26 protein-coding genes are annotated in these 25,197 nt (G+C 68.1%); 19 read left to right on the top strand and 7 right to left on the bottom strand.

Going from position 1 to position 25,197, the window contains the following annotated elements; genetic code table 11:
* Both ACIA12_RS20265 and ACIA12_RS20260 read left to right on the top strand, forming a co-directional pair.
* On the top strand, positions 1-717 hold the full coding sequence (locus ACIA12_RS20265) for an SDR family NAD(P)-dependent oxidoreductase (protein WP_396368560.1): 717 nt from the start codon (positions 1-3) through the stop codon (positions 715-717).
* Positions 718-747: 30 nt separating this feature from the next.
* Positions 748-1,851, top strand: coding sequence for an MFS transporter (locus ACIA12_RS20260; protein ID WP_396368559.1), 1,104 nt, complete (start codon positions 748-750; stop codon positions 1,849-1,851).
* 72 nt (positions 1,852-1,923) lie between these two features.
* Here ACIA12_RS20260 and ACIA12_RS20255 read toward each other — a convergent pair whose 3' ends face one another.
* The gene (locus ACIA12_RS20255) at positions 1,924-2,463 is read right to left on the bottom strand and encodes an NUDIX hydrolase (RefSeq protein ID WP_396368558.1); all 540 of its coding nucleotides are present in this window, start codon (positions 2,461-2,463) and stop codon (positions 1,924-1,926) included.
* A gap of 122 nt (positions 2,464-2,585) precedes the next feature.
* On the opposite strand from ACIA12_RS20255, the gene ACIA12_RS20250 reads away from it, so the two are divergent.
* Positions 2,586-2,984, top strand: coding sequence for a hypothetical protein (locus tag ACIA12_RS20250; RefSeq protein ID WP_396368557.1), 399 nt, complete (start codon positions 2,586-2,588; stop codon positions 2,982-2,984).
* A gap of 31 nt (positions 2,985-3,015) precedes the next feature.
* On the opposite strand, the gene ACIA12_RS20245 is transcribed toward ACIA12_RS20250, so the two are convergent.
* Positions 3,016-3,819: a deoxyribonuclease IV gene (locus tag ACIA12_RS20245; protein WP_396368556.1), complete on the bottom strand. Its 804-nt coding sequence runs from the start codon at positions 3,817-3,819 to the stop codon at positions 3,016-3,018.
* Between ACIA12_RS20245 and ACIA12_RS20240 the strand changes: the two genes are divergently transcribed.
* The 5 genes from ACIA12_RS20240 (at position 3,720) to rplI (ending at position 6,139) form a co-directional block, all read left to right on the top strand.
* Positions 3,720-4,163: a DUF4241 domain-containing protein gene (locus ACIA12_RS20240; protein WP_396368555.1), complete on the top strand. Its 444-nt coding sequence runs from the start codon at positions 3,720-3,722 to the stop codon at positions 4,161-4,163. The genes ACIA12_RS20245 and ACIA12_RS20240 overlap by 100 nt on opposite strands.
* Positions 4,164-4,372: 209 nt before the next feature.
* Positions 4,373-4,663, top strand: a complete 291-nt coding sequence (gene rpsF, locus ACIA12_RS20235; protein ID WP_164601910.1) for a 30S ribosomal protein S6 — start codon at positions 4,373-4,375, stop codon at positions 4,661-4,663.
* Positions 4,664-4,752: 89 nt separating this feature from the next.
* Complete coding sequence (locus tag ACIA12_RS20230) at positions 4,753-5,367, top strand: single-stranded DNA-binding protein (protein WP_363826972.1); 615 nt, start codon at positions 4,753-4,755, stop codon at positions 5,365-5,367.
* A 77-nt stretch (positions 5,368-5,444) separates the two neighbouring features.
* On the top strand, positions 5,445-5,678 hold the full coding sequence (gene rpsR / locus ACIA12_RS20225) for a 30S ribosomal protein S18 (RefSeq protein ID WP_020390880.1): 234 nt from the start codon (positions 5,445-5,447) through the stop codon (positions 5,676-5,678).
* Positions 5,679-5,692: 14 nt separating this feature from the next.
* On the top strand, positions 5,693-6,139 hold the full coding sequence (gene rplI, locus ACIA12_RS20220; protein WP_396368554.1) for a 50S ribosomal protein L9: 447 nt from the start codon (positions 5,693-5,695) through the stop codon (positions 6,137-6,139).
* A 734-nt stretch (positions 6,140-6,873) separates the two neighbouring features.
* Here the strand turns inward: rplI and ACIA12_RS20215 are convergent.
* Together ACIA12_RS20215 and ACIA12_RS20210 are read right to left on the bottom strand one after the other, a co-directional pair.
* The gene (locus tag ACIA12_RS20215; RefSeq protein ID WP_396368553.1) at positions 6,874-7,113 is read right to left on the bottom strand and encodes a hypothetical protein; all 240 of its coding nucleotides are present in this window, start codon (positions 7,111-7,113) and stop codon (positions 6,874-6,876) included.
* Complete coding sequence (locus ACIA12_RS20210) at positions 7,110-8,516, bottom strand: hypothetical protein (protein ID WP_396368552.1); 1,407 nt, start codon at positions 8,514-8,516, stop codon at positions 7,110-7,112. Before ACIA12_RS20210 ends, ACIA12_RS20215 begins: the two co-directional genes overlap by 4 nt.
* Before the next feature lie 249 nt (positions 8,517-8,765).
* Between ACIA12_RS20210 and ACIA12_RS20205 the strand changes: the two genes are divergently transcribed.
* From ACIA12_RS20205 to ACIA12_RS20160, 10 genes are read left to right on the top strand one after another with little or no spacing between them, the layout of a single operon-like run.
* Positions 8,766-9,398: a DUF6668 family protein gene (locus ACIA12_RS20205; protein ID WP_396368551.1), complete on the top strand. Its 633-nt coding sequence runs from the start codon at positions 8,766-8,768 to the stop codon at positions 9,396-9,398.
* 14 nt (positions 9,399-9,412) lie between these two features.
* Positions 9,413-9,682: a conjugal transfer protein TrbC gene (locus tag ACIA12_RS20200; protein WP_396368550.1), complete on the top strand. Its 270-nt coding sequence runs from the start codon at positions 9,413-9,415 to the stop codon at positions 9,680-9,682.
* Positions 9,683-9,727: 45 nt separating this feature from the next.
* The gene (locus tag ACIA12_RS20195) at positions 9,728-10,582 is read left to right on the top strand and encodes a hypothetical protein (protein ID WP_396368549.1); all 855 of its coding nucleotides are present in this window, start codon (positions 9,728-9,730) and stop codon (positions 10,580-10,582) included.
* Between the two features lie 11 nt (positions 10,583-10,593).
* Complete coding sequence (locus tag ACIA12_RS20190) at positions 10,594-11,445, top strand: hypothetical protein (RefSeq protein WP_396368548.1); 852 nt, start codon at positions 10,594-10,596, stop codon at positions 11,443-11,445.
* Position 11,446: 1 nt separating this feature from the next.
* A complete protein-coding gene (locus ACIA12_RS20185; protein WP_396368547.1) occupies positions 11,447-12,997 on the top strand; it encodes a hypothetical protein in 1,551 nt (516 codons plus the stop codon).
* A complete protein-coding gene (locus ACIA12_RS20180) occupies positions 12,972-14,492 on the top strand; it encodes an SCO6880 family protein (RefSeq protein WP_396368546.1) in 1,521 nt (506 codons plus the stop codon). Before ACIA12_RS20185 ends, ACIA12_RS20180 begins: the two co-directional genes overlap by 26 nt.
* 16 nt (positions 14,493-14,508) lie before the next feature.
* Positions 14,509-16,128: an ATP/GTP-binding protein gene (locus tag ACIA12_RS20175; protein ID WP_396368545.1), complete on the top strand. Its 1,620-nt coding sequence runs from the start codon at positions 14,509-14,511 to the stop codon at positions 16,126-16,128.
* Positions 16,128-17,981, top strand: coding sequence for a type IV secretory system conjugative DNA transfer family protein (locus ACIA12_RS20170; protein ID WP_396368544.1), 1,854 nt, complete (start codon positions 16,128-16,130; stop codon positions 17,979-17,981). The genes ACIA12_RS20175 and ACIA12_RS20170 overlap by 1 nt, the downstream gene beginning before the upstream one ends.
* Positions 17,971-18,345 carry a DUF4913 domain-containing protein gene (locus tag ACIA12_RS20165; RefSeq protein WP_164601935.1) on the top strand — a complete coding sequence of 125 codons (375 nt, stop codon included), beginning with the start codon at positions 17,971-17,973 and terminating at the stop codon, positions 18,343-18,345. The genes ACIA12_RS20170 and ACIA12_RS20165 overlap by 11 nt, the downstream gene beginning before the upstream one ends.
* A gap of 19 nt (positions 18,346-18,364) precedes the next feature.
* Positions 18,365-18,724 carry a YrdB family protein gene (locus ACIA12_RS20160; RefSeq protein ID WP_396368543.1) on the top strand — a complete coding sequence of 120 codons (360 nt, stop codon included), beginning with the start codon at positions 18,365-18,367 and terminating at the stop codon, positions 18,722-18,724.
* Between the two features lie 37 nt (positions 18,725-18,761).
* On the opposite strand, the gene ACIA12_RS20155 is transcribed toward ACIA12_RS20160, so the two are convergent.
* Together ACIA12_RS20155 and ACIA12_RS20150 are read right to left on the bottom strand one after the other, a co-directional pair.
* Positions 18,762-19,322, bottom strand: coding sequence for a hypothetical protein (locus tag ACIA12_RS20155; protein WP_396368542.1), 561 nt, complete (start codon positions 19,320-19,322; stop codon positions 18,762-18,764).
* Between the two features lie 61 nt (positions 19,323-19,383).
* Positions 19,384-20,700, bottom strand: coding sequence for an MATE family efflux transporter (locus ACIA12_RS20150; RefSeq protein ID WP_396368541.1), 1,317 nt, complete (start codon positions 20,698-20,700; stop codon positions 19,384-19,386).
* Between the two features lie 389 nt (positions 20,701-21,089).
* Between ACIA12_RS20150 and dnaB the strand changes: the two genes are divergently transcribed.
* On the top strand, positions 21,090-23,654 hold the full coding sequence (dnaB, locus tag ACIA12_RS20145; protein ID WP_396369377.1) for a replicative DNA helicase: 2,565 nt from the start codon (positions 21,090-21,092) through the stop codon (positions 23,652-23,654).
* Here dnaB and ACIA12_RS20140 read toward each other — a convergent pair.
* The gene (locus ACIA12_RS20140) at positions 23,651-24,991 is read right to left on the bottom strand and encodes a hypothetical protein (protein ID WP_396368540.1); all 1,341 of its coding nucleotides are present in this window, start codon (positions 24,989-24,991) and stop codon (positions 23,651-23,653) included. The two genes, dnaB and ACIA12_RS20140, sit on opposite strands and share 4 nt — an antisense overlap.
* Between the last annotated feature and the right edge of the window lie 206 nt (positions 24,992-25,197).

Here is a 25,197-nt window from a genome sequence, read left to right as displayed (position 1 = left end):
ATGCAGAAGGTGGCGCTGGTGACTGGGTCGGCCTCTGGGATCGGGGAGGCGACGGCACGGCGGTTTGCTGCCGACGGGATGACAGTGGTGGTCCATTCGCGCAGCAGCCGGGATGCGGGGCTCGCGCTGGCTTCCGAGCTGGGCGGGTGCTATCTGCAGGCCGACCTGTCGCAGGAGGACGAGGCAGCAGGGCTGGTACCTCAGGTGCTCGCAGCGTACGGGCGCCTCGATGTACTGGTGAACAACGCCGGCATCAGCTGGCCGGTGCCCCACGCCGACCTCGACGCCCTCACCGCCGCCGACTGGCGCCGGCTCCTGGAGGTGAACCTCATCGCCCCGTGGCTGCTCTGTACCGCAGCCCTGCCCGCCCTCCGCGAGTCCCGCGGCGCAATAGTCAACGTCACCAGCCACGCCGGCGTCCGCCCCAAAGGCAGCTCGATCGCCTACGCGGCGACCAAGGCCGCCCTCAACCACGTCACCAAACTTCTGGCCGCCGCCCTCGGCCCCGAGGTCCGCGTCAACGCCGTGGCCCCCGGCCTGGTCGACACCCCGATGACAGCGGACTGGACCGAAGCCCAAACCCTGTGGAAAACCCTCAGCCCGATGCGCCGCCCCGCCCAACCCGCGGATGTCGCCGACCTGATCGCGGCGATCGCCGGGCACGACTATCTGACCGGCGAAGTGATCATGCTCGACGGCGGCCTCAACCTCCGCTGACTGTCGGTGGCGCCTTCTACGCTCGGGCGGGTGCCGTCACTGAGTCAGGACTTCGGGCGGTTGTGGACTGCGTATGCGATCAGCGCGATCGGGAGCGGGATCGGGTACGGCGCACTGCCGCTGATCGCCGTGCTGGTGCTCGACGTGAGCACCTTCCAGGTGGCGCTGCTGGCGGCGTTGTCGGCGCTTGCGGGGGCCGCACTGGCGTTGCCGATGGGCGATTTCATCGAGCAGAGACGCAAGCGGCCGGTGATGATCGCGGCCGATGTGGTGCGGTTCGTCGCGTTGCTGAGCGTCCCGGTCGCGATGGCATTCGATGCGCTGACTTATCCACAGCTGTGCGTGGTCGGCGTGGTGCAGTCGGCGGCGTTGATCGCGTTCACGGCGGCGAGCGGCGCGCATCTGAAGGCGTTGGTGCCGGTTGAGGGGCGAGCCGAGGCGAACAGCCGGTTCGAATCGACCACCTGGACGGCTCTGAGCATCGGGCCGCCGATCGGTGGTGCGCTGGTCAGCCTGGTCGGCGCTCCGTTGACGCTCGTGATCGATGCCGTGTCGTACCTGCTCTCGGCGGTCGGCGTCCGGCGCATTCGCAAGCCCGAGCCGGGGCCGGTAGCGCGGCAGGGCAAGCGCGACGTCGCTGCCGGTTGGCGGTACATCTGGCGCGATCGCGGGCTCCGGTCGCTGTTCTGGAACTCGCAACTGTTCGGCGGTCCGGTGATGATGGTGTCGCCGCTGCTGCCCGTGCTGATGCTGCGTGACCTGCACATGCACCCGTGGCAGTACGGGCTGGTCGCCGGGGTGCCGTGCCTCGGTGGCGTGTTCGGTGCCTGGCTCGCTCCGCGGCTGACCCGTCGCCTCGGGCTGCACCGGATGCTGCTGGTCTTCGGCGTACTGCGCACGCCGTGGCTGCTGTTGCTGCCCTTGGCGACGTCTGGTGTCGACGGGTTCCTACTGCTGATCCTGGCCGAGACGGGGTTGCTGGTTGCCGCGGGTGCCTTCAACCCGTCGTTCGCGACCTACCGGATGGAGGTCACGCAGGACGGGTTCATGGCGCGGGTACTCACCTCATGGTCGATCACGTCGCGCTCGGTCCAGCCCGTGTTCATGGCGGCGGGCGGCGTACTGCCGGGTTAACCAGCCTGCGTACTGCGATGTTCGTGGCCGGCGCGTTGTGCCTGGTCAGCGCGTTCGTACTGCCGTGGTCGGTCAGACCAGACCCATTGCCTGAGCCAGCCTGACCAGGTTGCCCATCACGCCGTGGTTGTCGTCCATCGCGTCGAGGTAGGCGATCGCCTCGTCGGGAGGCAGCACGAGCACCTCGGTGACCTGCTCGCCGTCGTCGGGGTTGGTCGGCTGGCCGTCGACCACGACATCGACCACGTAGTTCGCCCAGTACGAGACCGGGTGCGGCAGATGCGGCCGGTACGGCGCCGGTCGGCGGTGCTCGGCTCGATGGGCGCCGAGCCAGATGAGCGGGCCGGTGAGCCGGGCACCTGCCTCTTCGAGCAGTTCGCGCTCCACCAGGTTGTCGATCGTCTCGTCCGGCTCGCGGGTGCCGCCGGGCAGGAACCGCCAGCCGAGGTCGTTGGCGCAGACGACGATGCCGCCCTCGGTCCGGCCGACGACGTGCGCGTTGCTGATCAGTTCGTCAGGCGGCAGTTCGGTGGTGAACTGGACGTCGAGCTCACCCCACGGCCAGTGGCTGGGGGCGTACAGGTCGGGAAGTCGGTCGGCCCAGGTCTGCATCGGACCATTCTCGTCTGCCGCTGGTGCACCGAGCCCATCCGGGCCTGCGACTGGTGCACCGGCGCTTGCGGGTCTGCGGCTGGTGCACCGGGGCCTCGCGGGTCTGCGGTACCGTCCCGCGCATGGCTGCTGCCGAACCGAATCCCGAGCGCGCCCAGCGCACCACGATCCGCGTGCTCTGGGGCTGCGCCGTGCTCACCGCGTTCATCGGCGTCTTCCTGGTCGCCGACATCGTCAAGTCGTCGGACAGGTACGGCACGGCCGCCTGGGTGGGCATCGCCCTCGCCGGACTCGCCATCCTCGCCCTTGCTGCCCTGTACGTCGCCTGCGGGCTCGGGCGGGTCACGTTGGGTACCAAGGTCGGCCCGACGAACCTCTTCCAGCTCTCAGCCATCTGCCTGGTGATCGCCGTCGGCGCCGACATCCTCATCCCCGGCCGCGACACCGGCAGCCTGGCCCTCCTGCTCCCCTGGGGCATCACCTACTGGCTCCACAACCTCAACCGCCCACCCACAGACTGACCCGGACCGCCGGGGCGGACTGCTTGGCGGGTTACTTGAGGTGCGCGCGGAGGTAGTCGATGTCGGCCTTCTGGCCGTGGTCGCCGTTCGGGGTCTCGACCACGACGGGAGCGTCGGCGGCCTTCACCACCGCGACGATCTCGGCCGGGTCGATCTCGCCCTCCTCGAAGTTGCTGTGCCGGTCCGCGCCCGAGCCGAACGCATCCCGCGAGCCATTCGCATGCACCAGGTCGATCCGGCCAGTGATCGCGACAACTCGCTCGACCACCGTCGGCAGGTCCTCGCCGGCGGCGTGGAAGTGGCAGGTGTCCAGGCAGAAGCCCACCCGGTCGACGTGCTCGTTGCCTGAGCTCTGCACCGCGTCCCACAGCCGGGCGATCCGCTCCCGCTTGCGGGCCATCGCGTTCTCGCCGCCCGCGGTGTTCTCGATCAGCAGCGGCACCGGCAGGTCCGCGCGCTCGATGCACTTGCGCCAGTTGTCGAAGCCGGCCTCGGGGTCGTCGTCCTCGCCGACGTGCCCGCCGTGCACGATGACGCCCTTGGCGCCGATCTCGGCCGCCTTGTCCAGGGTCTGCTGCAGCAGCTTGCGGCTGGGGATCCGGATCCGGTTGTTCAGCGTCGCCACGTTCAGCCGGTACGGCGCGTGCACGAACAGGTCGATCCCCTCGGCCTCCGCCCGCACCTTCAGCGCCTCGGCGCCGTCGGCGTACGCCACCTTCGGCGCCTTGTAGTCCTGTGGGTCGCCCAGAAAGAACTGCACCACCTCGGCACCCCGGTCAGCAGCCTCAGCCAGCGGATCGTTCTGCTCAACGTGCGCGCCAAGTTTCAAGCTCATGCCCGTCACCTTATGACCGCCCACCGACACTTCCGCAACCACCGCGCGCCCCTGCGGACGAGCCGCTGGAGGAAGGCCAGTGCCTGGCGGTCTTCGTCGACGCGGGCACTGTCGGGTTCGCGGACGCCGAAGCGGTTGCGGCCGGGATGCCGGAGGGGAACTGGTACGAGGAGCTGTTCGACAACGGCACCGATCGGAGCTGGTTCTCGCTGATGGACTCCGGCACGCACCTGATCGAGGGCTGCGCGAACATCGTGATGCCGGCCGCGACGGCGGGAGAGAACGTCGTACTGGCCCATTCGGGCTGGGGAGACGGCGCCTACCCTGTGCTCGAGGCCGGCTGAGCGCCACGCCCGGGCGGAACTGGCCTGTGGATAGTGGTCAAGGGTGTGTCCAGGCGCTGGTATTCTGTTGGTGTGGGCCCGGTCCTTCGACCGGGCTTACTGCTTGACCCAGCTCGGCGCCGACGGCGATTGTCGGCGGCGGGCACGCATCGCCCTCCTGCCACGGAAAGACCGTGGCCGCCAAAGTCCGAAGGAGGTGGAGTTCGCGCATGCGTCGTTATGAAGTCATGGTGATTCTCGACCCTGAGCTCGAAGAGCGCACCGTCGAACCGTCCCTCGACACGTACCTGAACATCGTCCGCAAGGAAGGTGGCACGGTCGAGAAGCTCGACATCTGGGGCCGTCGCAAGCTGGCCTACGACGTCAAGAAGAAGTCCGAGGGCATTTACGCCATCATCGACCTGACCGCCACGCCGGCGGTCGTGAAGGAGCTCGACCGTCAGCTCACGCTGAACGAGTCGATCCTGCGCACCAAGGTCATCCGTCCGGACCAGCACTGATCCCTGGGGTCGTCAACGGCTTCGGTGTCGGTGCCATCCGCTACTGATAGCTGTAGACACAGCCACACCCGAATGCAGGAGGAACGGCAATGGCAGGCGAACCACCTATCACCCTGATCGGAAATCTGACGGGTGATCCGGAACTGCGGTTCACGCCCTCGGGCGCCGCGGTGGCGAATTTCACCATCGCGAGCACCCCGCGGACGCTGGACCGGCAATCCAACGAGTGGAAGGACGGGGAGACCCTCTTCATCTCGTGCTCGGTGTGGCGCCAAGTTGCCGAGAACGTTGCCGAATCCCTCACCCGCGGTTCCCGGGTCGTCGTGCACGGTCGCCTGAAGGCCCGTAGCTACGACGACCGCGACGGGAACAAGCGGACCGTCTTCGAGTGCGATGTCGAGGAGATCGGCGCCAGCATGCGGTACGCGACGCTGAAGATCTCCAAGACGTCGCGCACCGACGGCGGCGGCGGTGGCTTCGGTGGTGGCGGTAACCAGGGCGGTGGCGGTGGTTTCGGCGGCGGTGGCGGCGGCAACCAAGGGGGCGGCTTCGGCGGCAACCAAGGTGGCGGCGGCGCCCCGGCGAACGACCCGTGGGCCACTCCGGCCGGTGGTGGCGGTGGCGGCGGTCAGTCCGCTGCCCCGCAGAACGACCCCTGGGCAGGTCAGGGTGGCGGCGGCTCGATGGAAGAGCCTCCGTTCTGATCTCGTCGCAGGCCTGTTTTACCGAATGACCATTCCGGCAGCAGCCGGGCTCTAGCTAGTAGGAAGAGAGCACCACAATGGCCAAGATCATTCGGAAGCCCAAGAAGAAGGTTTGTGGCTTCTGCAAGGACAAGGCAACGTACGTCGATTACAAGGACACGGGCTTGCTGCGCAAGTTCATCTCCGACCGCGGCAAGATCCGCGCGCGTCGGGTGACGGGCAACTGCGTCCAGCACCAGCGCGATGTCGCAACCGCTATCAAGAACGCTCGCGAGGTGGCTCTGCTGCCTTACACGAGCACCGCTCGCTGAGGGAGGTCTGAGACATGAAGCTCATCCTGGCGCAGGAAGTCGAGGGCCTCGGAGCCCCCGGCGAAATTGTCGAGGTCAAGGACGGCTACGGCCGCAACTACCTCGTCCCGCGTGGTCTGGCCATCGGCTGGACCCGTGGTGCGGAGAAGCAGATCCAGTCGATCAAGCGGGCGCGTGACGCCCGGGCGATCCAGGGCAAGGAGCACGCGAGCGAGGTCAAGAACCAGCTCGAGCAGCTCGGCGTCACCCTGAACGTGAAGGCCGGCGACACCGGTCGCCTGTTCGGTTCGGTCACCCCGGCGGACATCGCCGCGGCGATCAAGACCGCGGGTGGCCCGCTGGTCGAGAAGCGCGCCATCACCATCGGCTCGCCGATCAAGACCACCGGCAAGCACCAGGTCTCAGTGCAACTGCACTCCGACGTGGCCGCCACCGTCCGCCTCGAGGTCCAGGCGGTCTGAGGTCCCAGCACCACCCCGAAGGCCCGCCCTCCCCGGAGAGCGGGCCTTCGCTTGTCCCCACCCACAACACCCGCCCTCCGCCCCGGCCTCACCCACAGCCCGGGCAGGCATCACAGCTCCCGGCCAGCGCTCGCTTGTCCCCACCCGCGCCCGCAGCCTTCCGCCGCGGTCTCACCTACAGGCCGGGCAGGGATCACAGCTCCCGGCCAGCGCTCGCTTGTCCCCACCCGCGCCCGCAGCCTTCCGCCGCGGTCTCACCTACAGGCCGGGCAGGGATCACAGCTCCCGGCCAGCGCTCGCTTGTCCCCACCCGCGCCCGCAGCCTTCCGCCGCGGTCTCACCTACAGGCCGGGCAGGGATCACAGCTCCTGGCCAGCGCTCGCTTGTCCCCACCCGCGCCCCCAGCGCTCCACCCCGGTCTCGCCCACAGCGCCATGCCGGCCCCACACTTCCGGGCCGGCCTTCGGTCCGTCCGGGCAGTTGGAGGTACGGCGGCTCGGGGTCGGCTTTGTCCGCAGCGTCCGCCGCGGGCACTGCGCCCCCCGGGGGCTGGCCTTCGGTCCGTTCGCGGGCGTTGGAAGTAAGGCGGCTCGGGGTCGGCCTTGGTCGCAGCTACCGGTGGTGCTCGGCTCGGTGTGGGCTTCTTCGGGAGCGCTCGGCTGGCGTCGTCGCAGCGGTTCAGCGCCTTGCTGTATCGCCCTGGGCGCCGACGTGATGCGCAGGGCTTCGAGGGCTCAGCCCGGTTCGGGGGCTGGCCATTCGTTGGGTTTGGGGTCGTTGGTGGTGCTGTTGTCGGGTTTGGTGATTTGTGGCCAGTCGACTGTTTTGGGGTCGTTGGCCGAGCCGCCGCTGGTGCCTGGGTTTTCGATGGTGGGCCAGGACTGGGGAGCGGGGTCGTCGCCGGCGGCCGCGGCCGGGAGGCCCGGCAGTAGCAGCGTCAGTGTGGTGACCAGAGCGGCCAGTGGTCGCTTCACTTTGCTTTGTCCAGCGCGTACAGGACGCCATCGTGGACGACGATCGCGTGGGTGCCTGCTACACCCCACGGCCGGGCGGTGTCGGGGGCCAGGGTACGGAACTTGCCTCCCGGCGTACCGGCGGACAGGTTGCTGCCGAGTTGGCCGTAGACGGTCACCCCGGTGATCGACAGCGGCTCGAAGTCCTTGGTGAACACGGTCTTCTTGCTGCTGAAGTTGATCAGGCACTCACCCCACGCGGCCACCTTGTGCGCCTCGTCGGGCACCCACTGCCAGCCGGCCGCCTCGTTCGCGGCCACGGTCGGGCAGATCGCGAGAACGGCGCCGCTGGTGCTGTCGTTCACCGTCGGGATCACCCGATCGGCGACCGGGGTCTTCCAGACCACCAGCGCGCGACCGGGGCTGGCGGCAACGATGTGGTCGATGGTCGTCGCGCCCTTCGGTGCCTTGGGCATCAACGCGACGACCTCCTTGTCCGGCTGGTCCCAGTACAACGGACCCGCGTACCGCGCGGAGAGCGCCTTGTCGCCTTCGGCCAGCAGCAGCGTGGTCAGCCGCTGAGCGGTCGGCAGTGGCTTGAGCTCACCGCCCGAGACGACACTCGCGCCGGCATCGCTGCTGAGCACGACGAGCGGCGACGTACCGAAGAACTCGACGGTGGCCGTGTTCGGCAGCTCGAGCTCGATCGCCTCGGCGCCGTCGCCGGCCCAGTAGTACAGGGACTCCGGTGCGACCACGGCCACGACCGGCTTGCCGTCGACGGTGGTGTAGACCGGGGTCTCGGCGCCGCGCGGCACCTTGTCCTGCCAGAGCACCTTGCCGTTGCTGTCGAAGACCGCGATCTTCTCGTCCGGCGTGATGATCGCGACCTCCTTGCCGTCGGGGGAGACGGCCGGGGCGGTGTCGGGATCGAGATCCACGGTCCAGCTGGCACTGGCCGTCCAGCCCATCGGCACCGGCCGGGCGGCGAACTGGTCCGGCCCGACGCTCGGCGCGGGCAGCTCCGGCAGCTTCGGCGAGACGGTCGGCTCGGTGACGTCGTCGCCCGACGGCCGGAGGACGACCAGATAGACGACGGTCGCGGCGATCAGTACGCCGGCCACGATCGTCGCCACGATGATCGGCCAGATCGGTTTGCTGCTTTTGACATCGACGTCGACCGACTCGACCTGGCCGTCCGGGTGGATGATCAATGGCCAGGACGCGCCGTCCGACTCGATCGCGGTCGCCTTCACCGGGCGGCCGAGCTGGGCCGCGCGCTCACTGACGAGCTGGATCGCCGCCTGCCGTGGGTCGTGGTGGTTGACCGGGTGACTGCGGCCGGCGATCTTGACCTCGGCGTTGTGGTCGTCGTACAGCCGGATCGTCACCTTCGGCCAGGACGGAATGCCCTTCTCAGCCACGGTGACCTCTCATTCCAGCCACAAAACTCCCTCGTTGAAGCGTCTGTACCGATGCCGTTCTAGCATGTCGTCCGCCCGTAACTCATGCTTCCGCCCGATGGCATGCCAGAACGCGAGCCGGCCCCGGCTCGTCTGACCCCGACAAGGGGGTAGAAACATCCTCGCCTGTGGATGGGTCACGCCAGCACACCCGGATAGCGAGAGAATACTGTGGGCGACAGCCTGTGACACACCGCGAGAGGAGGGCCGATGACGCAACCGCAGAACCCGTGGACGAGGCAACAACAGCCGGATCCAGGTCCCCAGCAGCTGCACCAGGGCCCGCCTCAGCCGTCAGACCTGACTCCGCGAGGCCCGGCGACGCCGCAGCACGGCGTACCGGCGCCGGCGGAGGACCAGCGGCTGCCCAAGTTCGCCATTCCGGCCGCCGACACCCTGTGGTGGGTCGGTGTGCACGGTGGAGCGGGCGAGACGACGATGTCGCAACTGCTGCCTGGTACCAGGGCGGCCGGCCACCGTTGGCCGATCCCGCCGCCGCCGGTGCCGACTCCGGTGGTACTGGTCGCCAGGACCCATGGATCGGGTCTGCGAGCGGCCCAGCGCGCTGCGATCGAGTGGGCATCCGGAGTGGTCCAGGGAGTGGCGGTGCTCGGTCTGGTGCTGATCGCCGACGCGCCTGGCCGGTTGCCCAGAGTGCTGGACGATTTCGCCGACATCGTCGGCGGAGGGGTTCCAAGGGTCTGGGACATTCCGTGGATCGAGGAGTGGCGAAGGGGGGAGGATCCCACCCCTGACAACACCCCGGACGAGGTTTTCGAAGTCCTTGAATCCATCTACGCTCTTCGCGCGTCGAATCCAGCGGGATACCCCGCCCCTTACTGAAAGGCAACACCGCAATGATGATGTTGGCACACCTGATTCCCGACCTGATCATGGGCAACGGCGGAACTCCGCCGCCCGGTTCGGACAAGCTGCTCAAGGTCGTCGACTGGGTCCGCTGGATCGCCTTCACCGTCTGCATCCTCGGCATCCTGATCGCCGGCGCGATGATGGCCGTCGGGCAGCGTCGCGGTGAGGGTGGCGAGCACGCCGCCCGGCTCGGCTGGGTACTGGCCGCCTGCATCGTGATCGCGTCCGCGACCGTCCTCGTCGGACAGCTGACGTGACGTTGAACCACTGCCCGCGCCCGGCCACCGGAGGCTGATCCGGGAGTGGGACTGTTCAGCAGGGACGACGACTCCGGGGCCGGAGGTGGCGGCACCGGCGATGACGAGGCCATCTGGCAGGGGCGCGGGTTCGTCGCCTCGGTGATCGTCGTCGGTGCGGTGCTCGTCTGCCTCCTGGTCTGGTTCTTCGCCCGGGGCAACAACACCCCGGTGAGCCAGCCGTCGGCGCCGACCACCAGTACCGCTCCTACCGAGCAGCCCACCGAGGAACCGACCGGCTCGGCGGCGACCCCGCCGGCGGAGCCGACCGGTACGACGACTCCGCCCCCGGCGCGCCCGAAGCCGGGCCACGGCGGCTGCAAGAACCTGAACCCCGACCAGCGGATCCCCAGGACGACGCCGACGGCGGTGACGTGGGAGTTCGAGGCGGACATGTTGATCCCGACGCAGCAGGAAGGTGGGCCGGCCTTGACCAACAGCGCTGGGGTCCGCTCCTGCTTCGCCCACTCGCCCACCGGCGCGGTGCTCGCCGCCCTGGTGACGCTCGGTCAGATCCGCAACCCGGACCTGACCATCCCGGTACTGCGTGAGCGTTTCGTCCCCAACCAGGGACTGAAGTTGGCGCTGGCCGAGGGCAAGGCGACGCCGCCGACGCCCGGGCAGACCAAGACGGTGGCGCAGTTCACCGCCTTCAAGGTGCTCGACTACCTGCCGAACCGGGCGATCATCGCGATCGCGGTCCGGATCGACGACAAGAACGTGGCGTCGATCCCGGTGACGATGGCCTGGTCGAAGGGTGACTGGAAAGCCGTGCTGCAGAGCGACGGCAGCTTCAACGGCTCGACCGAGCCGGACCTGCTGCAGTCGATGACCGGGTACGTCCGGTTCGGGGGCGCGTGATGCTTCCACTGATGAACTGCTGGTGGCCACCGAACTGGGACGACTGCATCACCGAGTTCCTCGGCAAGGCCGTCAACGTCGCCCTCGGTGGCTTCTTCGGACTGATCTTCGACGCGATCAAGGCGCTGGTGATCGAGGCCGTCGTCGCCGTGGTCAAGGCGGTCGGCTTCCTCTGGATCGACATCCAGTCACCGAATCTTCAGGGCAACGAGACGATCGGCTTCGTCTCCGGCCACACCAAGTACATCCTGATCTTCGCCGCGTCGATCGCGGTGATCTCCGGCGGGATCAAGATGGCCATCTCGCAGCGCGGTGAGCCGCTCCGCGACATCCTGAAGAGCCTGATCACGATGGCGATGGTGTCGGCCGGTATCACCGGCTTCGCCGCGTTGCTGATCGAGGCCTCGGACAGTTTCTCGGGCTGGATCATCAAGCAGGCACTGGGCAAGGGCAAGACCTTCGAGGACAGCCTGACCGCCAAGCTCACCGATCCGCTCAAGGGCCGGATCGGGCTGGCGCTGGTGGTCCTGGTCGGGATCCTGATGGTGATCAGCGGACTGATCCAGCTGGTCTTGATGATCATCCGCTACGGGATGCTGATCCTGCTGGTCGGCGTGGTGCCGCTGACCGCCTCGGCCACCAACACCGAGATGGGCATGATGTGGTTCAAGCGGTCGATCTCGTGGCTGGTCGCGTTCGTGATCTACAAACCGGTGGCCGCGCTGATCTATGCCACCGCGATCAAGCTGATGGCCGCACCGGCCGACGACTCACTCAAGGTCATCACGGGCGTGACGATGATGCTGATGGGCATCGTCGCGCTCCCCGCTCTGTTGCGCTTCGTCTCCCCGAAGGCGGCTTGAGATGATCAGGATCGCGCTCTGCGGCGGCAATTGGTACAACTGCCTGCTGGGCTGGGTCGTGGAAGCACTCGGAACTGCCGTCGGAAAGTTGATCGAACTCGTGTTCCAGCCAATTCTCGATGCCCTCTCCGAGGCCCTGGCCAGCATGTTCGCCACCATCGCCACCTTCTGGGTCTACATCCCCACACCGGCGGTGGGCAGTGAGGCGACCGGCCGGCCGGCCAGCGGCACGGTCGGCTGGATCTGGACCCATACGCAGTACATCGGCATCGCCGTCGCCACCCTCGGGGTGTTCGTGGCCGCCATCCAGATGGCGTACACCCAGCGTGGCGAGACGGCCCGTGACCTGATCCGCTCGCTGGTCACCTTCGGCGCCGCCTCGGTGTTCAGCATCGCGGTGGTCCAGGCGCTGATCTCGTTCGGCGACCAGTTCGCGAACTGCATCGTCACCACCTCGGTGACGGCCACCGGTGACCCTGCCGCGGACGCGAAGGGCTGGACCTGCGTCGACCTGGACAAACCGGCGCAGGTGCTCCATGCCAGCGACGGTTTCCGTGACGCCATGAAGGGCATCATGGGTTTCTCGGCGGCGGCGACCGGCGGGCTCGGTATCGGGCTGCTGATCACGATCGGCATCCTGACCCTGCTCGCCTCGGTGATCCAGATCGTCTTGATGGTGGTCCGCAGCGGGATGCTGATCCTGCTGCTCGGCGTGCTGCCGATCGCGGCGGCGGCGACCAACACCGAGATGGGCAAGGCCTGGTTCAAGCGGATCGTTTCCTGGCTGCTCGCCTTCGTCCTGTACAAACCGGTGGCCGCCCTGGTCTATGCGACCGCCATCATGCTGGCGTCGAACAACGGGCACGGCTTCAACTTCAGCGAGGTCAAGGACCCGGTCGGCCTGCAGATCATGAACATGGTCGTCGGCATCACCATGCTGGTGCTGGCCCTGTTCGCGTTGCCGGCCCTGATGCGCTTCATCGCACCGATGGTCGCCGCGACGGCAGGCTCGGCCGGTGCCGGGATGATCGCGGCCAAGCTGATCGGCGCTGACAAGATCGGCGACAAGGTGAACGAGTCGGCCCAGAGTCAGGGCGACGGGCCGAGCGGTGCTCGCAACGTCCCCAGGCCGAGTCAGCCGAGTCAGCCGCCGCCGTCAGGTCCGAGCGGCTCGCCTCAGCCCAGTGGTACCGGTGGTGCAGGTGGGGGTGCCTCGCCGGCTAGTGCCGGGGGTGGCGGCGGTGGTGGTGCCGGTGCGGACGGTGGCGCGAGTGGCGGTGCAGCCGGTGGCGCGAGCGGTGGTGCTGCGGGCGGCGCGGCCGCTGGTGGTGGCGGTGCCGCTGCGGGTGGTGCTGCCGCAGGCGGTGGAGCCGCGGCCGGTGGTGCGGCCGCAGGAGCCGGCGCTGCGGCGGGCCCGGTCGGCATCGCGGTGGTCGCCACCGCGGCTGCCGTCAAGAAGGGCATCGACGTGACCAAGGATGCGGCCCAGGCGGGCGCGAACGAGACGATCAACAACGACGCGATGGATGAGGGACCAAGTGGCAGCGGCTGACAACGTCCGGACCGCCCCGCGGACCTACGGCAACTGGCGCCAGCCGGCCTCGGCCGGTATCGGCGGCCTGGGGACGCTGGGCACCGGAATCATGATGGGCGGCATGGTGATGACCATCATCGCCCTGACCGCCGGTGGTCTGGGCGCGGCGCTGGTCGTCATGCTGATCGTCGGCAGCTCCCTGTTGCTGCTGATGATGAAGGACAAACACAACCAGTCCGCCCTGCAACGGCTCTCGACCCGTATTGGATGGCAGCGAGCAAAGATGGCCAAGCACAACATCTACCGTTCCGGTCCGCTCGGGCGGACGCCGTGGGGCAAGTTCCAGCTGCCCGGTCTGGCGGCCGCCTCCCAGCTGAGCGAGTACAAGGACTCCTACGGCCGGCCGTTCGCGCTGCTGTTCTACCCGAGCACGCGGCACTTCACGGTGATCATCAACGCCGAGCCGGACGGTGCTTCGCTGGTCGACGAGGACCAGATCGACGTCTGGGTCGCGCACTGGGGTCAGTGGCTCGCGTCGCTGGGCCACGAGCCGGGCATCATCGCCGCCTCGGTGACAGTGGAGAGCGCCCCGGACACCGGGATCCGGCTGCGCCGCGAGGTGATGAACAACATGCAGGAAGGCACCCCGGCGATCGCCCGGGCGATGCTGACCGAGGTCGTCCAGACCTACCCCGAGGGTTCCGCGCTGGTCTCGGCCCGGGTCGCGCTGACCTTCAAGGGCACCGACCGCAGCGGCAAGCGGCGCAAGGAAGAGGACATGGGCCGCGAGCTCGCGTCCCGGCTCCCCGCGCTGACCCAGAGCCTGAACTCCACCGGCGCGGGCGCCGCCCGACCGGTCAACGCCCAGGAGCTCTGCGAGACGATCCGGATCGCGTACGACCCGGCGGCCGCCGGACTGATCGACGAGGCCCGTAGCCAGGGCATGTCGCCCGAGCTGCAGTGGACGGATGTCGGCCCGGCCGGTGCCCAGGCGTTCTGGGACAAGTACCGGCATGACAGCGCCTGGTCGGTGACCTGGCAGATGACCCAGGCCCCGCGTGGCGAGGTCTTCTCGTCCGTACTGTCCCAGCTGGTCGGTCCCCACCCCGACATCGACCGCAAGCGCGTCACCCTCCTCTACCGCCCGCTCGACGCGGCCACCGCGGCCCGGATGGTCGAGGCTGACAAGCGCAACGCGTCCTTCCGGGCGACCACGTCGTCCCGGCCGTCGGCCCGCTCGATGACCGAGGCCAGGGCAGCCGACCGCACCGCGATGGAAGAGGCCCGCGGCGCCGGCCTGGTCAACTTCGGCATGGTCGTCACCGGCACGGTCATGACGGCTGAGCAGATCCCCGACATGGTCGCCGCGATCGACAACCTCGGCGCGACCGCCCGCGTACTGCTGCGCCCGGCGTACGGGTCGCAGGACTCCGCCTTCGTGGCGGCGCTGCCGCTCGGCGTCGTGCTGCAGAGCCACCTGTCGGTTCCGGCCGGCCTCCGGGAAGCGCTATGACCCAGCGGGAGTCAGTGTGAGCAAGAAGGAGAAGAAGCCGGTCGACCCGAGCCGGGGCGGCCGCCGGCCGATGCCACGTGGCTGGCCCGGCCCAGCGCGCGGCTACTCGACGTACCTGCAAGCCCCGCAGGAGTGGCGCGGTACGACCGTCCAGGTCTGCGGCATGTGGCCGTTCTCGGCGGGGACCGGCAGCCCGATGGTCGGGGTGCCGATCGGCCGCAACATCCTGTCCGGGGCCACCATGTGCTGCGACCCGATCAGCTGGTTCATGCGCGCCAAGCTGATCTCCAACCCGTCGATGTTCGTGCTCGGCAAGCCCGGTCTGGGGAAGTCGACGATCACCCGGCGGATGGCGCTCGGCCTGGCCGGGTACGGGGTGATGCCGTTGGTACTTGGCGACCTGAAGCCCGACTACAAGGATCTCGTCGTGGCCCTTGGTGGCCAGGTGATCGAGCTCGGTCGTGGCCGTGGGCACCTGAACGTGCTCGACCCGGGCGAGTCCCGGCAGGCCGCGCTGCGGCTCACCGGCAGTGCACGGCAGGCGATCCAGGCCGACGCGCACGGCCGCCGGTCGACGATGGTCTCGGCGCTGATCTCGATCATGCGGTCCGCGCCGCCGACCGACCGCGAGGAGACCATTCTCGACGAGGCGCTCAAGGTGCTCGACGAGCGCCACGAGGGCACGCCGGTACTCCGTGACTTGCTGCAGGTCGTCCAGGAGGCGCCGGACCGGGTCCGCGATGTCGCGCTCGACCGCGGCAGCATGGACCGGTACCGGCAGATCACCGAAGGCCTGGAGGCGTCGCTGATCGGTCTGGTCGGCGGCGGCCGGCTCGGCGAGATCTTCTCCGAGCAGACCGACCAGCCGATGAAGATGGACCGACCGGTGGTCTTCGACGTCTCGAACATCGACGACTCCGAGACCAGCCTGCAGGCCGCCGTACTGCTGGCCTGCTGGTCATACGGGTTCGGCGCGGTCGCGGTCTCGCAGGCCCTGGCGGATGCCGGTCTCGAGCCCCGGCGGCACTACTTCGTCATCCTCGACGAGCTCTGGCGCGTACTCCGCGCCGGGCGCGGCTTGGTCGACCGGGTCGACGCGCTGACCCGGCTGAACCGGCAGCGTGGTGTCGGGATGGCGATGATCTCGCACACGATGTCCGACCTGCTGGCGCTGGAGCACTCCGAGGACCGGATGAAGGCGAAGGGCTTCGTCGAACGGTCCGGGATGGTGATCTGCGGTGGCCTGCCGCGCGCCGAGATGGAGAACCTGACCGCCGTCGTACCGCTGTCCGGCGAGGAGCAGAACATGCTGATCGGCTGGCAGGACCCGCCCGCGTGGGATCCGGCCACCGGTGAGGAGGCGGCGCCCCCCGGGCGAGGCAACTTCCTGGTCAAGGTCGGTGGACGGCCGGGCATCCCGGTGCACGTCGGGTTGACCTCGGTCGAGCGCGAGATCAACGACACGAACAAGCTGTGGAAGACCGGCGTGGACGGCCGGCCACTGAAGGTGGAGATCGCCGACGACGGTACCGAAGAGGTCGTCGAGGAGTACACCTTCGACGACCCCGCGATGACGGCACTGCCGCCCCCCGACCCGACAACGCGCGTTGTCGCCCGCACGGGAGTAGACGAGTAATGGCTGAAGGCAAGCGGAGTACCGGCCCCGGTGGGCTGTCGGCGGAGTCGGTTCTGGTCTTCATCGGGATCGGGCTGTTCGCGCTGGTCGTCGGCGGGACCTGGGTGGCGACCAAGATCGCCGCCGCGATCAACCACACCCGGCCGGTCGGCGATCCGATGACCAACATCTCCGACATGCTCAACGGCCGGGTCCGCTGGTCCGGCGCGGCTACCGGCGTACTGATCATCGAGATCGTCGTGCTCGGTCTGCTGACCGTCGGCGGGTACTACCTGGTCACCCGGAGACGCAATGCCGGCTCCCGCGTCGACAAATCCGCGCAGCTGATGTCGAAGCGCAAGGAGATCTACAAGCTCACCCGGCAAGGCGCGCAGGAGATCGCCAACCGGCTGGGCGCCGGGCACGCGGGTCCCGGCGTGATGATCGGCCGCACCGTCCGGGACAACCTCGAGGTCTTCGGGTCCTGGGAGGACATGCACGTCGACATCTGGGGTCCCCGTACCGGTAAGACGACGTCTCGCGCGGTACCGGCGATCCTGGACGCTCCGGGGGCCGTGGTGGCCACGTCGAACAAGCGCGACATCGTCGACGCGACTCGTGACCCCCGATCGAGGAAAGGCCCGGTCTGGGTGTTCGACCCGCAGGAGGTCTGCGGCGAGCCGAACAACTGGTGGTGGAACCCGCTCAGCTACATCACGGACGAGACGAAGGCGCGGGAGCTGGCGGAGCACTTCGTCGCCTCGCAGCGCAAGGAAGGCGCCCAGACGGACGCCTTCTTCGACTCTGCCGGTACGGACCTGCTAGCCGGTCTGCTGCTGGCGGCGGCCGTCGCCAAGCGCCCGATCACGCAGGTCTACAGCTGGCTCGCCGACCAGCGCAACGACGAGCCCGAGCGCATCCTGCGCTCCACTCCGGGTCTGCAGCTCTCCGCGGACGCACTGTCCGGCGTCATCAACGCCCCGGACAAGCAGCGCGCCGGTGTCTACGGCACCGCACAGCAGAGTGCCCAGTTCCTGGTCAACCGCAAGGTCACTCGCTGGGTGATCCCGGCCGGCCCGAACGACAACCGGCCGCAGTTCGACCCGCACAAGTTCGTCCGCGAGGGCGGCACGCTGTACAGCCTGTCCAAGGAAGGCGCCGGTACTGCGGGACCGTTGGTGACCGCGTTGACGGTGGCCGTCGTGGAGGCGGCCGAGGACTACGCCAAGACGTGCCCGATGGGGCGGCTGCCCAACCCGCTGGTCGGCGTACTGGACGAGGCGGCGAACGTCTGCCGCTGGAAGAACCTGCCGGACCTCTACAGCCACTTCGGCTCCCGCGGCATCGTGCTGATGACGATCCTGCAGTCCTGGGCGCAGGGGATGGAGTGCTGGGGCGAGCGCGGGATGGAGAAGCTCTGGTCCGCGGCGAACATCCGGGTGTACGGCGGTGGCGCATCAGACGCGAACTTCCTCGAGCGGCTGAGCAAGCTGATCGGCGACTACGACATCCTGTCCAGCTCGGTCTCGTACAACAAGGGCGAGCGCGGGACGAGCAAGCAGACCCAGCGGCACCACATCATGGAGGTCTCCGACCTCGCCTCGATGCCGCCCGGCCGCGCTGTCATCTTCCCGTCCGGTATCCCGGCGACGATGATCAAGACCGTGCCGTGGATGGCCCGCCCCGACGCCGGCGCGGTGAAGGCCTCGCTGGCTCACCACGATCCAAGTGCTGCCGCAGGGTTCGCAGCGCAGGGTGGGGCGAACGCATGGGTGGCAGCCGGCACGGGTGGAGTGCCACAGGCTCCGGCCGCGCCGTCGGGCCCGCCGGTGCCGATCTGGGAGCAGACCGAGGAGCAGCGTCGTGGATGGTGAGCAGGAACTCTTCTACCCGCATGTAGCGGCCTTCGTCGAGGACCGCCTGGTCTACCTGTACTGCCGGCGCATCGGCCAGCAGTACATGTGGTGCCCGGAGTGGTTCCGGCATGCCGAGGCACTGAGCCGGCTGGACTCGATCTGGCGGGCCTGGGAGCACTTGCGGCTCGACCCGGCGACCGGCATGTCGGTCTGGTGGCGCGACCACGCTGACCCGCACATGCAGGCGCTGCTCGACCCGGACGGCCCGTTCGCGGCCTGCCGCGGGGTGCACAGCGACTACCCGATCCCACCACTCCCGGTGGAGGAGCCGCCCGCCGGCCTCTTCTTCGACCAGCGCCAACCCAACCTGCGCGGGATCTAGTACCTCCCTGAGGAGACAGATGTACGAGATCTGGCGCTGGAGCAATCTGGGCCTGCTGTTCCTGGTGGAGCTGACTGGCCTGGCTGTATTCGCCTGGTGGGGCTGGAACGCGAGCAGCAGTACTGCGCTCCGCCTCCTGCTCGCCATTGGGCTGCCGGTGATCGCTGCTGTGCTCTGGGGTCTGTTCGCCGCACCCACGGCGAGCTACGGCAACCCGGTCATCACGACTGTCGTGAAGGTCGCCTTCTTCGGGCTGGCGGGCCTTGCCCTGTGGACGCGCGATCACCACGTCCTGGCGGCCGTGTTCGTCCTGGTGGTGGCGGCCAACTACGTGATCATCCGCGCCGGCCACCTGAGCACGGCGGCCACGCCTAGCTAGCGCGACTGGTGGGGGGCGGGGCGGTCCGGAGTACGGGTCAGTCGCCGAGGCCGAAGTGGCGGAGGGCCTTCGGGTCCTTCTCCTTGTCCTTGATCCGGCGGCGGACGGGCTGGACGTTCTTGCGGGCGACCGGCGGCTCCTCCGGAGCGTTGCGGACGGCTTCCGCGGCCGGAGCCTGCTCGGAGCGGCTGCGCTCGGCGCGGCCCTCCGCGTAGTTCCAGTCGGCCCGGCGATCGTCATCGGCCGCCGTGCGGTAGCGAGAGTTCGCCCTCGCCTGGGCCCGGTCGGCTGCTCTCAGGTCGGCGTCCGACTGAGCGTCGTCCCGGCCGGCGGCGCCATCTCGGAGATGCGCTGCGTGGGCCGTGTCGGCGTGGCCCAGCAACCGCTCGTCGGCCGCCTTGGCCCGCAGGTAGCTGTGGTTCCGCTCGGCGACATCGGCTCGACGCATGGCATCGGCGACGTCGGCATCAGTCTCGATCCTGCGCCGGGTGTCGGCGAGTTCGCGCTCCTCGAGGGCGTCCAGCTCGACCTCCTCGTCGAACTGCTGCTGGTCCTCCTCGGCGCGCTTGGCTGCGAGCTCGTCATCCGTGTCGGCCATGCCGCTCCTTCCGTTCGCAGCCCACGATGCCGCAAAAGCAGGTCAGCCGCCTAGCCGTGGATCAGCGCGTCGCCCCGGTGACCAGCCAGCTGTCCCGGCGCTCGCGGGTCAGCAAGGTGAGCAGCCTGAGCAGCATGAACCCACCGAAGGCCCACCACAAAGCCACCACGCCGCCGTCGAACCACAGCACGCTGAGCGCCAGCGGCACGTACAGAACGAGCGCGATCACACCGGCGATCGCCAGGTACGGCCCGTCTCCGGCTCCGATCAGTACGCCGTCCAGCACGAAGACGACCCCGTTGACCGGCTGCCACAGCGCCGCCACCAGGAGGATCGCGGCCAGTGTGTGCCGTACTTCGGGATCGGACGTGAACCACGGGACATACAGGCCCCGCAGCCCCCACAACGCGAGTCCGCCGACGAAGCCCGAGACCAGGCCCCACCACATCATCCGCCGGGTGATCGCCCGGGTCCCTTCGACGTCGCCGGCTCCGAGCGCGCGGCCGGTCAACGCCTGCGCGGCGATCGCGATGGCGTCGAGTGCCAGCGCCAGGAAGGACCAGAGCGTGAAGGCGACCTGATGGGCGGCGACTGAGGTAGTACCGAGGGAGGTGGCGACGAAGGTTGCCAGGACGATTGCCACGCGCAACGTCAGTGTGCGAACCACCAGAGGGATTCCAGCCTGTGCCGACGCCAGGATGCCCGGGCGGTCGGGGCGCAGCTTGGCGCCGTCGCGGCGGGCGCCGCGGACCACTACCCAGACCAGTGCGACTCCTGCTGCCGTCTGGGCGATAGCTGTGCCCAGCGCTGAGCCGGCGATGTTCAAGTCGAGTCCGTAGACCAGGAAGAGGTTCAGGCCGATGTTGGCGAGGTTGGCGGAGATCGCCACCACCATGGGGGTCTTGGTGTCCTGGAGACCCCGCAGTACGCCGGTGGCCGCCAGCAGCAGCAACATGGACGGGATGCCAAGGCAGCTGATCCGCAGGTAGGTCACTGCGTAGTCCGCGACGTCCGGCGACGGGTCGAAGCCACTGATGGCCAGCGGAGCGAGCACTACACCGACGATGGCCAGTACTGCGCCCAGCAGCAAGGCCAGCCAGAGTCCGTCGATGCCCTGTGTCAGCGCACCCCGATGGTCGCCCGCCCCGATCCGACGGGCGACCGCGGACGTGGTGCCGTAGGCGAGGAAGACGCAGATGCCGACGAGCGTCTGCAGGATGGTGCCCGCGACGCCGAGGGCCGCGAGCTGCGGCGTACCGAGGTGGCCGACGATCGCCGCGTCGGCGAGCAGCATCAGTGGCTCGGACACCAGGGCGAAGAAGGCCGGCACCGCCAGCCGGAGGATCTCCCGATCCTGCGACCAGCTGGTAAGGGGCATGGGCCTTATTGTGCCTGGCCGCGCCGGCGCGCATCGCACTGGACCTGTGGGTATCGAATCTTTTTCTTCTCCACAGTTGTGGGTGGACAAAACCGCAGGTCAGAGGCGGGTTGTGGATCTTCGTCCCCAGATATCCACAGGGATATGCCCAACCTGTGCACAGCTCTTCGTGGGGTTATGCACGGCTTGTCCACACCCCCTGTGGATGGCTGGCTACCAGGGGTCGGCGTGAGGGGCGTACGGTCGCGTGACTGCCCGCGAAAGTGTCGGCGATGTTCGCTAGGGTTCGATCAGGTGTTCGATTCGAGCCGAACGAGGAGGCTGGACGAGTGAGCGTTGCGGAGTTCCGCGGGGGGCCGGGCGGCGGGAACGAAGAACGCAGCCCGGAGATGGGCTTCGACCGCACTCCACCTCAGGATCTGGCCGCCGAGCAGTGCGTGCTCGGCGCGATGATGCTCAGCAAGGACGCGATCGCCGACGTGATCGAGACCCTGCGCGGCACGGACTTCTACCGGCCGGCGCACGAGATCGTCTTCGACGCGGTCACCGACCTGTACGCCCGGGGCGAGCCCGCCGACGCGATCACCGTCGCCGCCGAGCTGGCCAAGCGCGGCGAGATGGCCCGGATCGGCGGCGCGCCGTACGTGCACACCCTGGTCGCCTCGGTCCCGCTGGCCGCCAACGCCGGCTACTACGCACACATCGTCCGGGAGAAGGCGATCCTGCGCCGCCTGGTCGAGGCCGGCACCAAGATCGTCCAGATCGGCTACGCCGGCGAGGGCGAGGTCGACGACGTCGTCGACCAGGCCCAGGCCGAGATCTACTCGGTCACCGAGAAACGCACCACCGAGGACTACGCCCCCCTCAAAGACATCATGGAAGGCGCCCTCGACGAGATCGAGGCCATCGACTCCCGCGGCGACGCCATGGTCGGCGTCCCCACCGGCTTCACCGACCTGGACGAACTGACCAACGGCCTCCACCCCGGCCAAATGATCATCGTCGCGGCCCGTCCCGCCATGGGTAAGGCGCTGGCTCTCGACACCCCCCTGCCGACCCCAACCGGCTGGACCACCATGGGTGAAGTTGCCATAGGCAACGAGCTGATCGGCGCCGACGGCCATCCCACCAAGGTCGTCGCGGCAACCGACATCATGCTCAACCGCCCCTGCTACGAACTGACCTTCTCCGACGGCAGCACCCTCATCGCGGATGCAGAGCACCAATGGCTGACCGAGACCCGTGGATCCCGGAAGGCTCGCTGGGCAGCAGAGAACCAGTACAACCGGACCCGGGGCCAGCAACAGTTCGCCGCCGTCCGGACGACTGCGGAGATCGCCGAAACCCTGTACTGCGCGGGTTCCGAGCGGCGCGCGAATCATTCGGTGGACAACGCCAAGGCGCTCGACCTGCCGGCGGCGACGCTGCCGCTGCCGCCGTACGCGCTCGGCGTCTGGCTCGGCGACGGGCACTCGGCATCGGCCAGGTTCACCTCCGCGGACCCGGAGGTCGCGATGTTCGTCGAGGCAACCGGCCTGGTCGTCGGACAGCAGTCGGGTCTGAACTACTCGCTCCAGTTCCCGCGGGAGTCGCGGCCAACTCGTGAGTGCGTCGTCTGCGGGAAGCAGTTCGTGCCCAGGACGGTCGAGGTCCGGACCTGTGGGCAGTCCTGCGGTGGCAAGGCTCGCTTCCTGTCGCAAGCCGTCGCGGCGCCGAGCTGCCCGGATTGCGGTGCCGCCTACGCGGGCGGCCGGCGCTGCATGGAGTGCCATGCCGACCACGGGACCGTTCAGGCCGTACTGCGGAAGATCGGTGTCCTGGGCGACAAGCACATCCCGGCGGAGTACCTCCGGGCGTCCGAGCAGCAGCGGCGAGAGTTGCTGGCGGGTCTGATGGACACCGACGGGACGGTGAACCCGACGGGCAGTTGCCAGATCACGCTGACCAACGAGCGGCTGGCGCTGGGCGTCTATGAGCTGATCGTCAGCCTGGGCTACAAGTGCGGTCACCGGACCCGGATCGTCCAGGGCCGGACCGCGGAATCCTCGGTCGGGCACGTGCTGACGTTCAGCACCGTCGACGATGTCTTCAAGCTGTCGCGAAAGATGATCACGCACAAGGAGCGTCGGCCCGACTCGACGATCCGGATCGGCAACCGCCTGATCAAGCAGGTCCGCTTGGTCGACAGCGTGCCGGTGCGTTGCGTAGAGGTGGACAACGCTGATCACCTCTACCTGGCCGGTCGATCCATGATCCCGACTCACAACTCGACGCTGGGGCTGGATTTTGCGCGGTCTGCTTCGATCAAGCACGGGTTGACGTCGTGTGTGTTCTCGCTGGAGATGAGCCGGAACGAGATCACCATGCGGCTGTTGTCGGCGGAGGCGAAGGTTCCGCTGCATCACATGCGCAACGGCAAGATGACCGATGAGGACTGGGCCAGGTTGGCCCGCAAGATGGGTGAGGTCTCCGAGGCCCCGCTGTTCATCGACGACTCGCCCAACCTGACGATGATGGAGATCCGCGCCAAGGCCCGCCGGCTGAAGCAACGCCACGACCTCAAACTCATCGTCATCGACTACCTCCAGCTGATGACCTCGGGCAAGAAGGTCGAGTCCCGCCAGCTCGAGGTCTCCGAGTTCTCCCGCTCGATCAAACTCCTCGCCAAGGAACTAGAGCTCCCGGTGATCGCCATCTGCCAGCTCAACCGAGGCTCCGAACAACGCTCCGACAAACGCCCCATGGCCTCCGACCTCCGCGAATCCGGCAGCCTCGAACAGGATGCCGACGTCGTCATCCTGTTGCACCGCGAGGATGCCTACGAGCGGGAGTCGACCCGCCCCGGCGAAGCTGACTTCATCGTCGCCAAACACCGCAACGGCCCCACCGCCGACATCGTCGTAGCCTTCCAAGGCCACTACTCCCGCTTCGTAGACATGGCCCACGACGGCTAGTGAGCGCGGTGGGTTCGAGCGCACTGGCCGTCTAGTTCGATGCCATCGGTGGCTGGCCAGGATCTCGATTCTGCGCCGACTGGGCTGTCGTACCGCTTGGCTCCGCAGCGGGTGCAGTCGCGAAGCTGTGAGGGGATCGCCAGGAAGTGCTTGCTGTCTCTCTGGTTGTTGCTGCTCAGCATGACTTTGACATTTGGCGGGCGATGAAGCCAGATGGCCTCGTGGGCCGAGACTGCGGAGGCGTGATGGGGTGCGGACATCAGTGAGATTGTCTTCCATGGCACTAACCCGGCTGTCGGCGCGTTGCCAGCGACGACTGCTTCCGCGTCGCTCCAGATCAGCACACCGTCCGTCCGGTTCGTGTGGGGCCACGGGCTCTTAGGCGAGGGCATGGTTGGCCAGAGATAGGTGACGAGAGCACGGCGATTCTGGACAGATAGCCGAGTGGCGAGCGTCAGTGCCAGGGCCGGATCGGCGGCTGGCGGCGGCGGGGGCTCAACCTCTACCGCGTTGACTATGGTTACCAGGTAGGGCAGCCCTTCGGAAGGCCAGCAAGGCGATTCCGCCATAGTCGCCTGGTCCACGTCAAACCAACGAAAGCGGCAACCGGCGACGTAGGCGCCCAACAGAATACCGGCAATGCGTACGGCCGACTCCGCGACGCGAGTGGCAACCTGGCGATCAGTGCCGGCCCAACTCTCCGCGATCGGGCCTGTGCCGCGTCGATTGTCGGAGAGGACCTGCCGGTGGCTGTTGATCACCGGTTCGACCGCACGGCTGATACGGCGCATCGCCTCGCCGCGGAGTTGTCTGGGATAGCGCCCTAGCTCTCGCGAATCGAGGACTTGGAGTTCTCGACCGAGGCTGGCCGCCGCACCCCGTGCGATCTCGGCGGAGAGTTTCTGTGGGCCAGGGACATCGGAGGGTGGTCCGGGCCTGTTGTCGCCGGTACGACCGATGACCATCACTGAGGGTTCTGATCGACTGCGCCGAGGCTTAGGCGTGCCGAGCAGATCTCTGATGGCATCGATGTCTTCATCGACTGGCCCCTGCGAAGGCATGGCCGCCTTGACCTGTCGATCTCGACCAGGGGCCGTGCGCTCGTTCTTCCTGTAGCCGAGCTGGGCGAGGGCCTGCAATACATGGAGCCAATCCAGGGGAACCCAAACCTCAGGTGCTCCGAGGTCGGTTCCACGAAACCGGTGACGGTAGCTGCGCCCCTCGAAGAAGGCGTCTGCCGCACCGACGTGATCCTTGTCGTCGTGCGTCAGCACGAGAACATCAGGCGCGAAGGAGGCGGCTTGTACGCCGAACTCGCGATCAGCCCCGACGTCCACGACGACCCGAAAGTTGTCTGGACCTTGCCAGAGCCAACTCTCTCCTGCGTTCCGGCTTGTTGGAGATGACTGGCAGATGAGTCTCATAGGTTCCCCTGACGGCACCCCGGATCGGATCGGAAAGCATTGCATGACTGGCGCAGTGGAGGTCTGCCGGAAGGAGACAGGTGTACAGCACGGGATGCGCAGGCTCCATGCCGGCACGC

Source organism: Kribbella sp. NPDC051620, assembly GCF_044453825.1.
GTDB lineage: Bacteria > Actinomycetota > Actinomycetes > Propionibacteriales > Kribbellaceae > Kribbella.
Note: the sequence above shows the minus strand (reverse complement) of the source record. Positions and strands in the feature narration are given on the sequence as shown.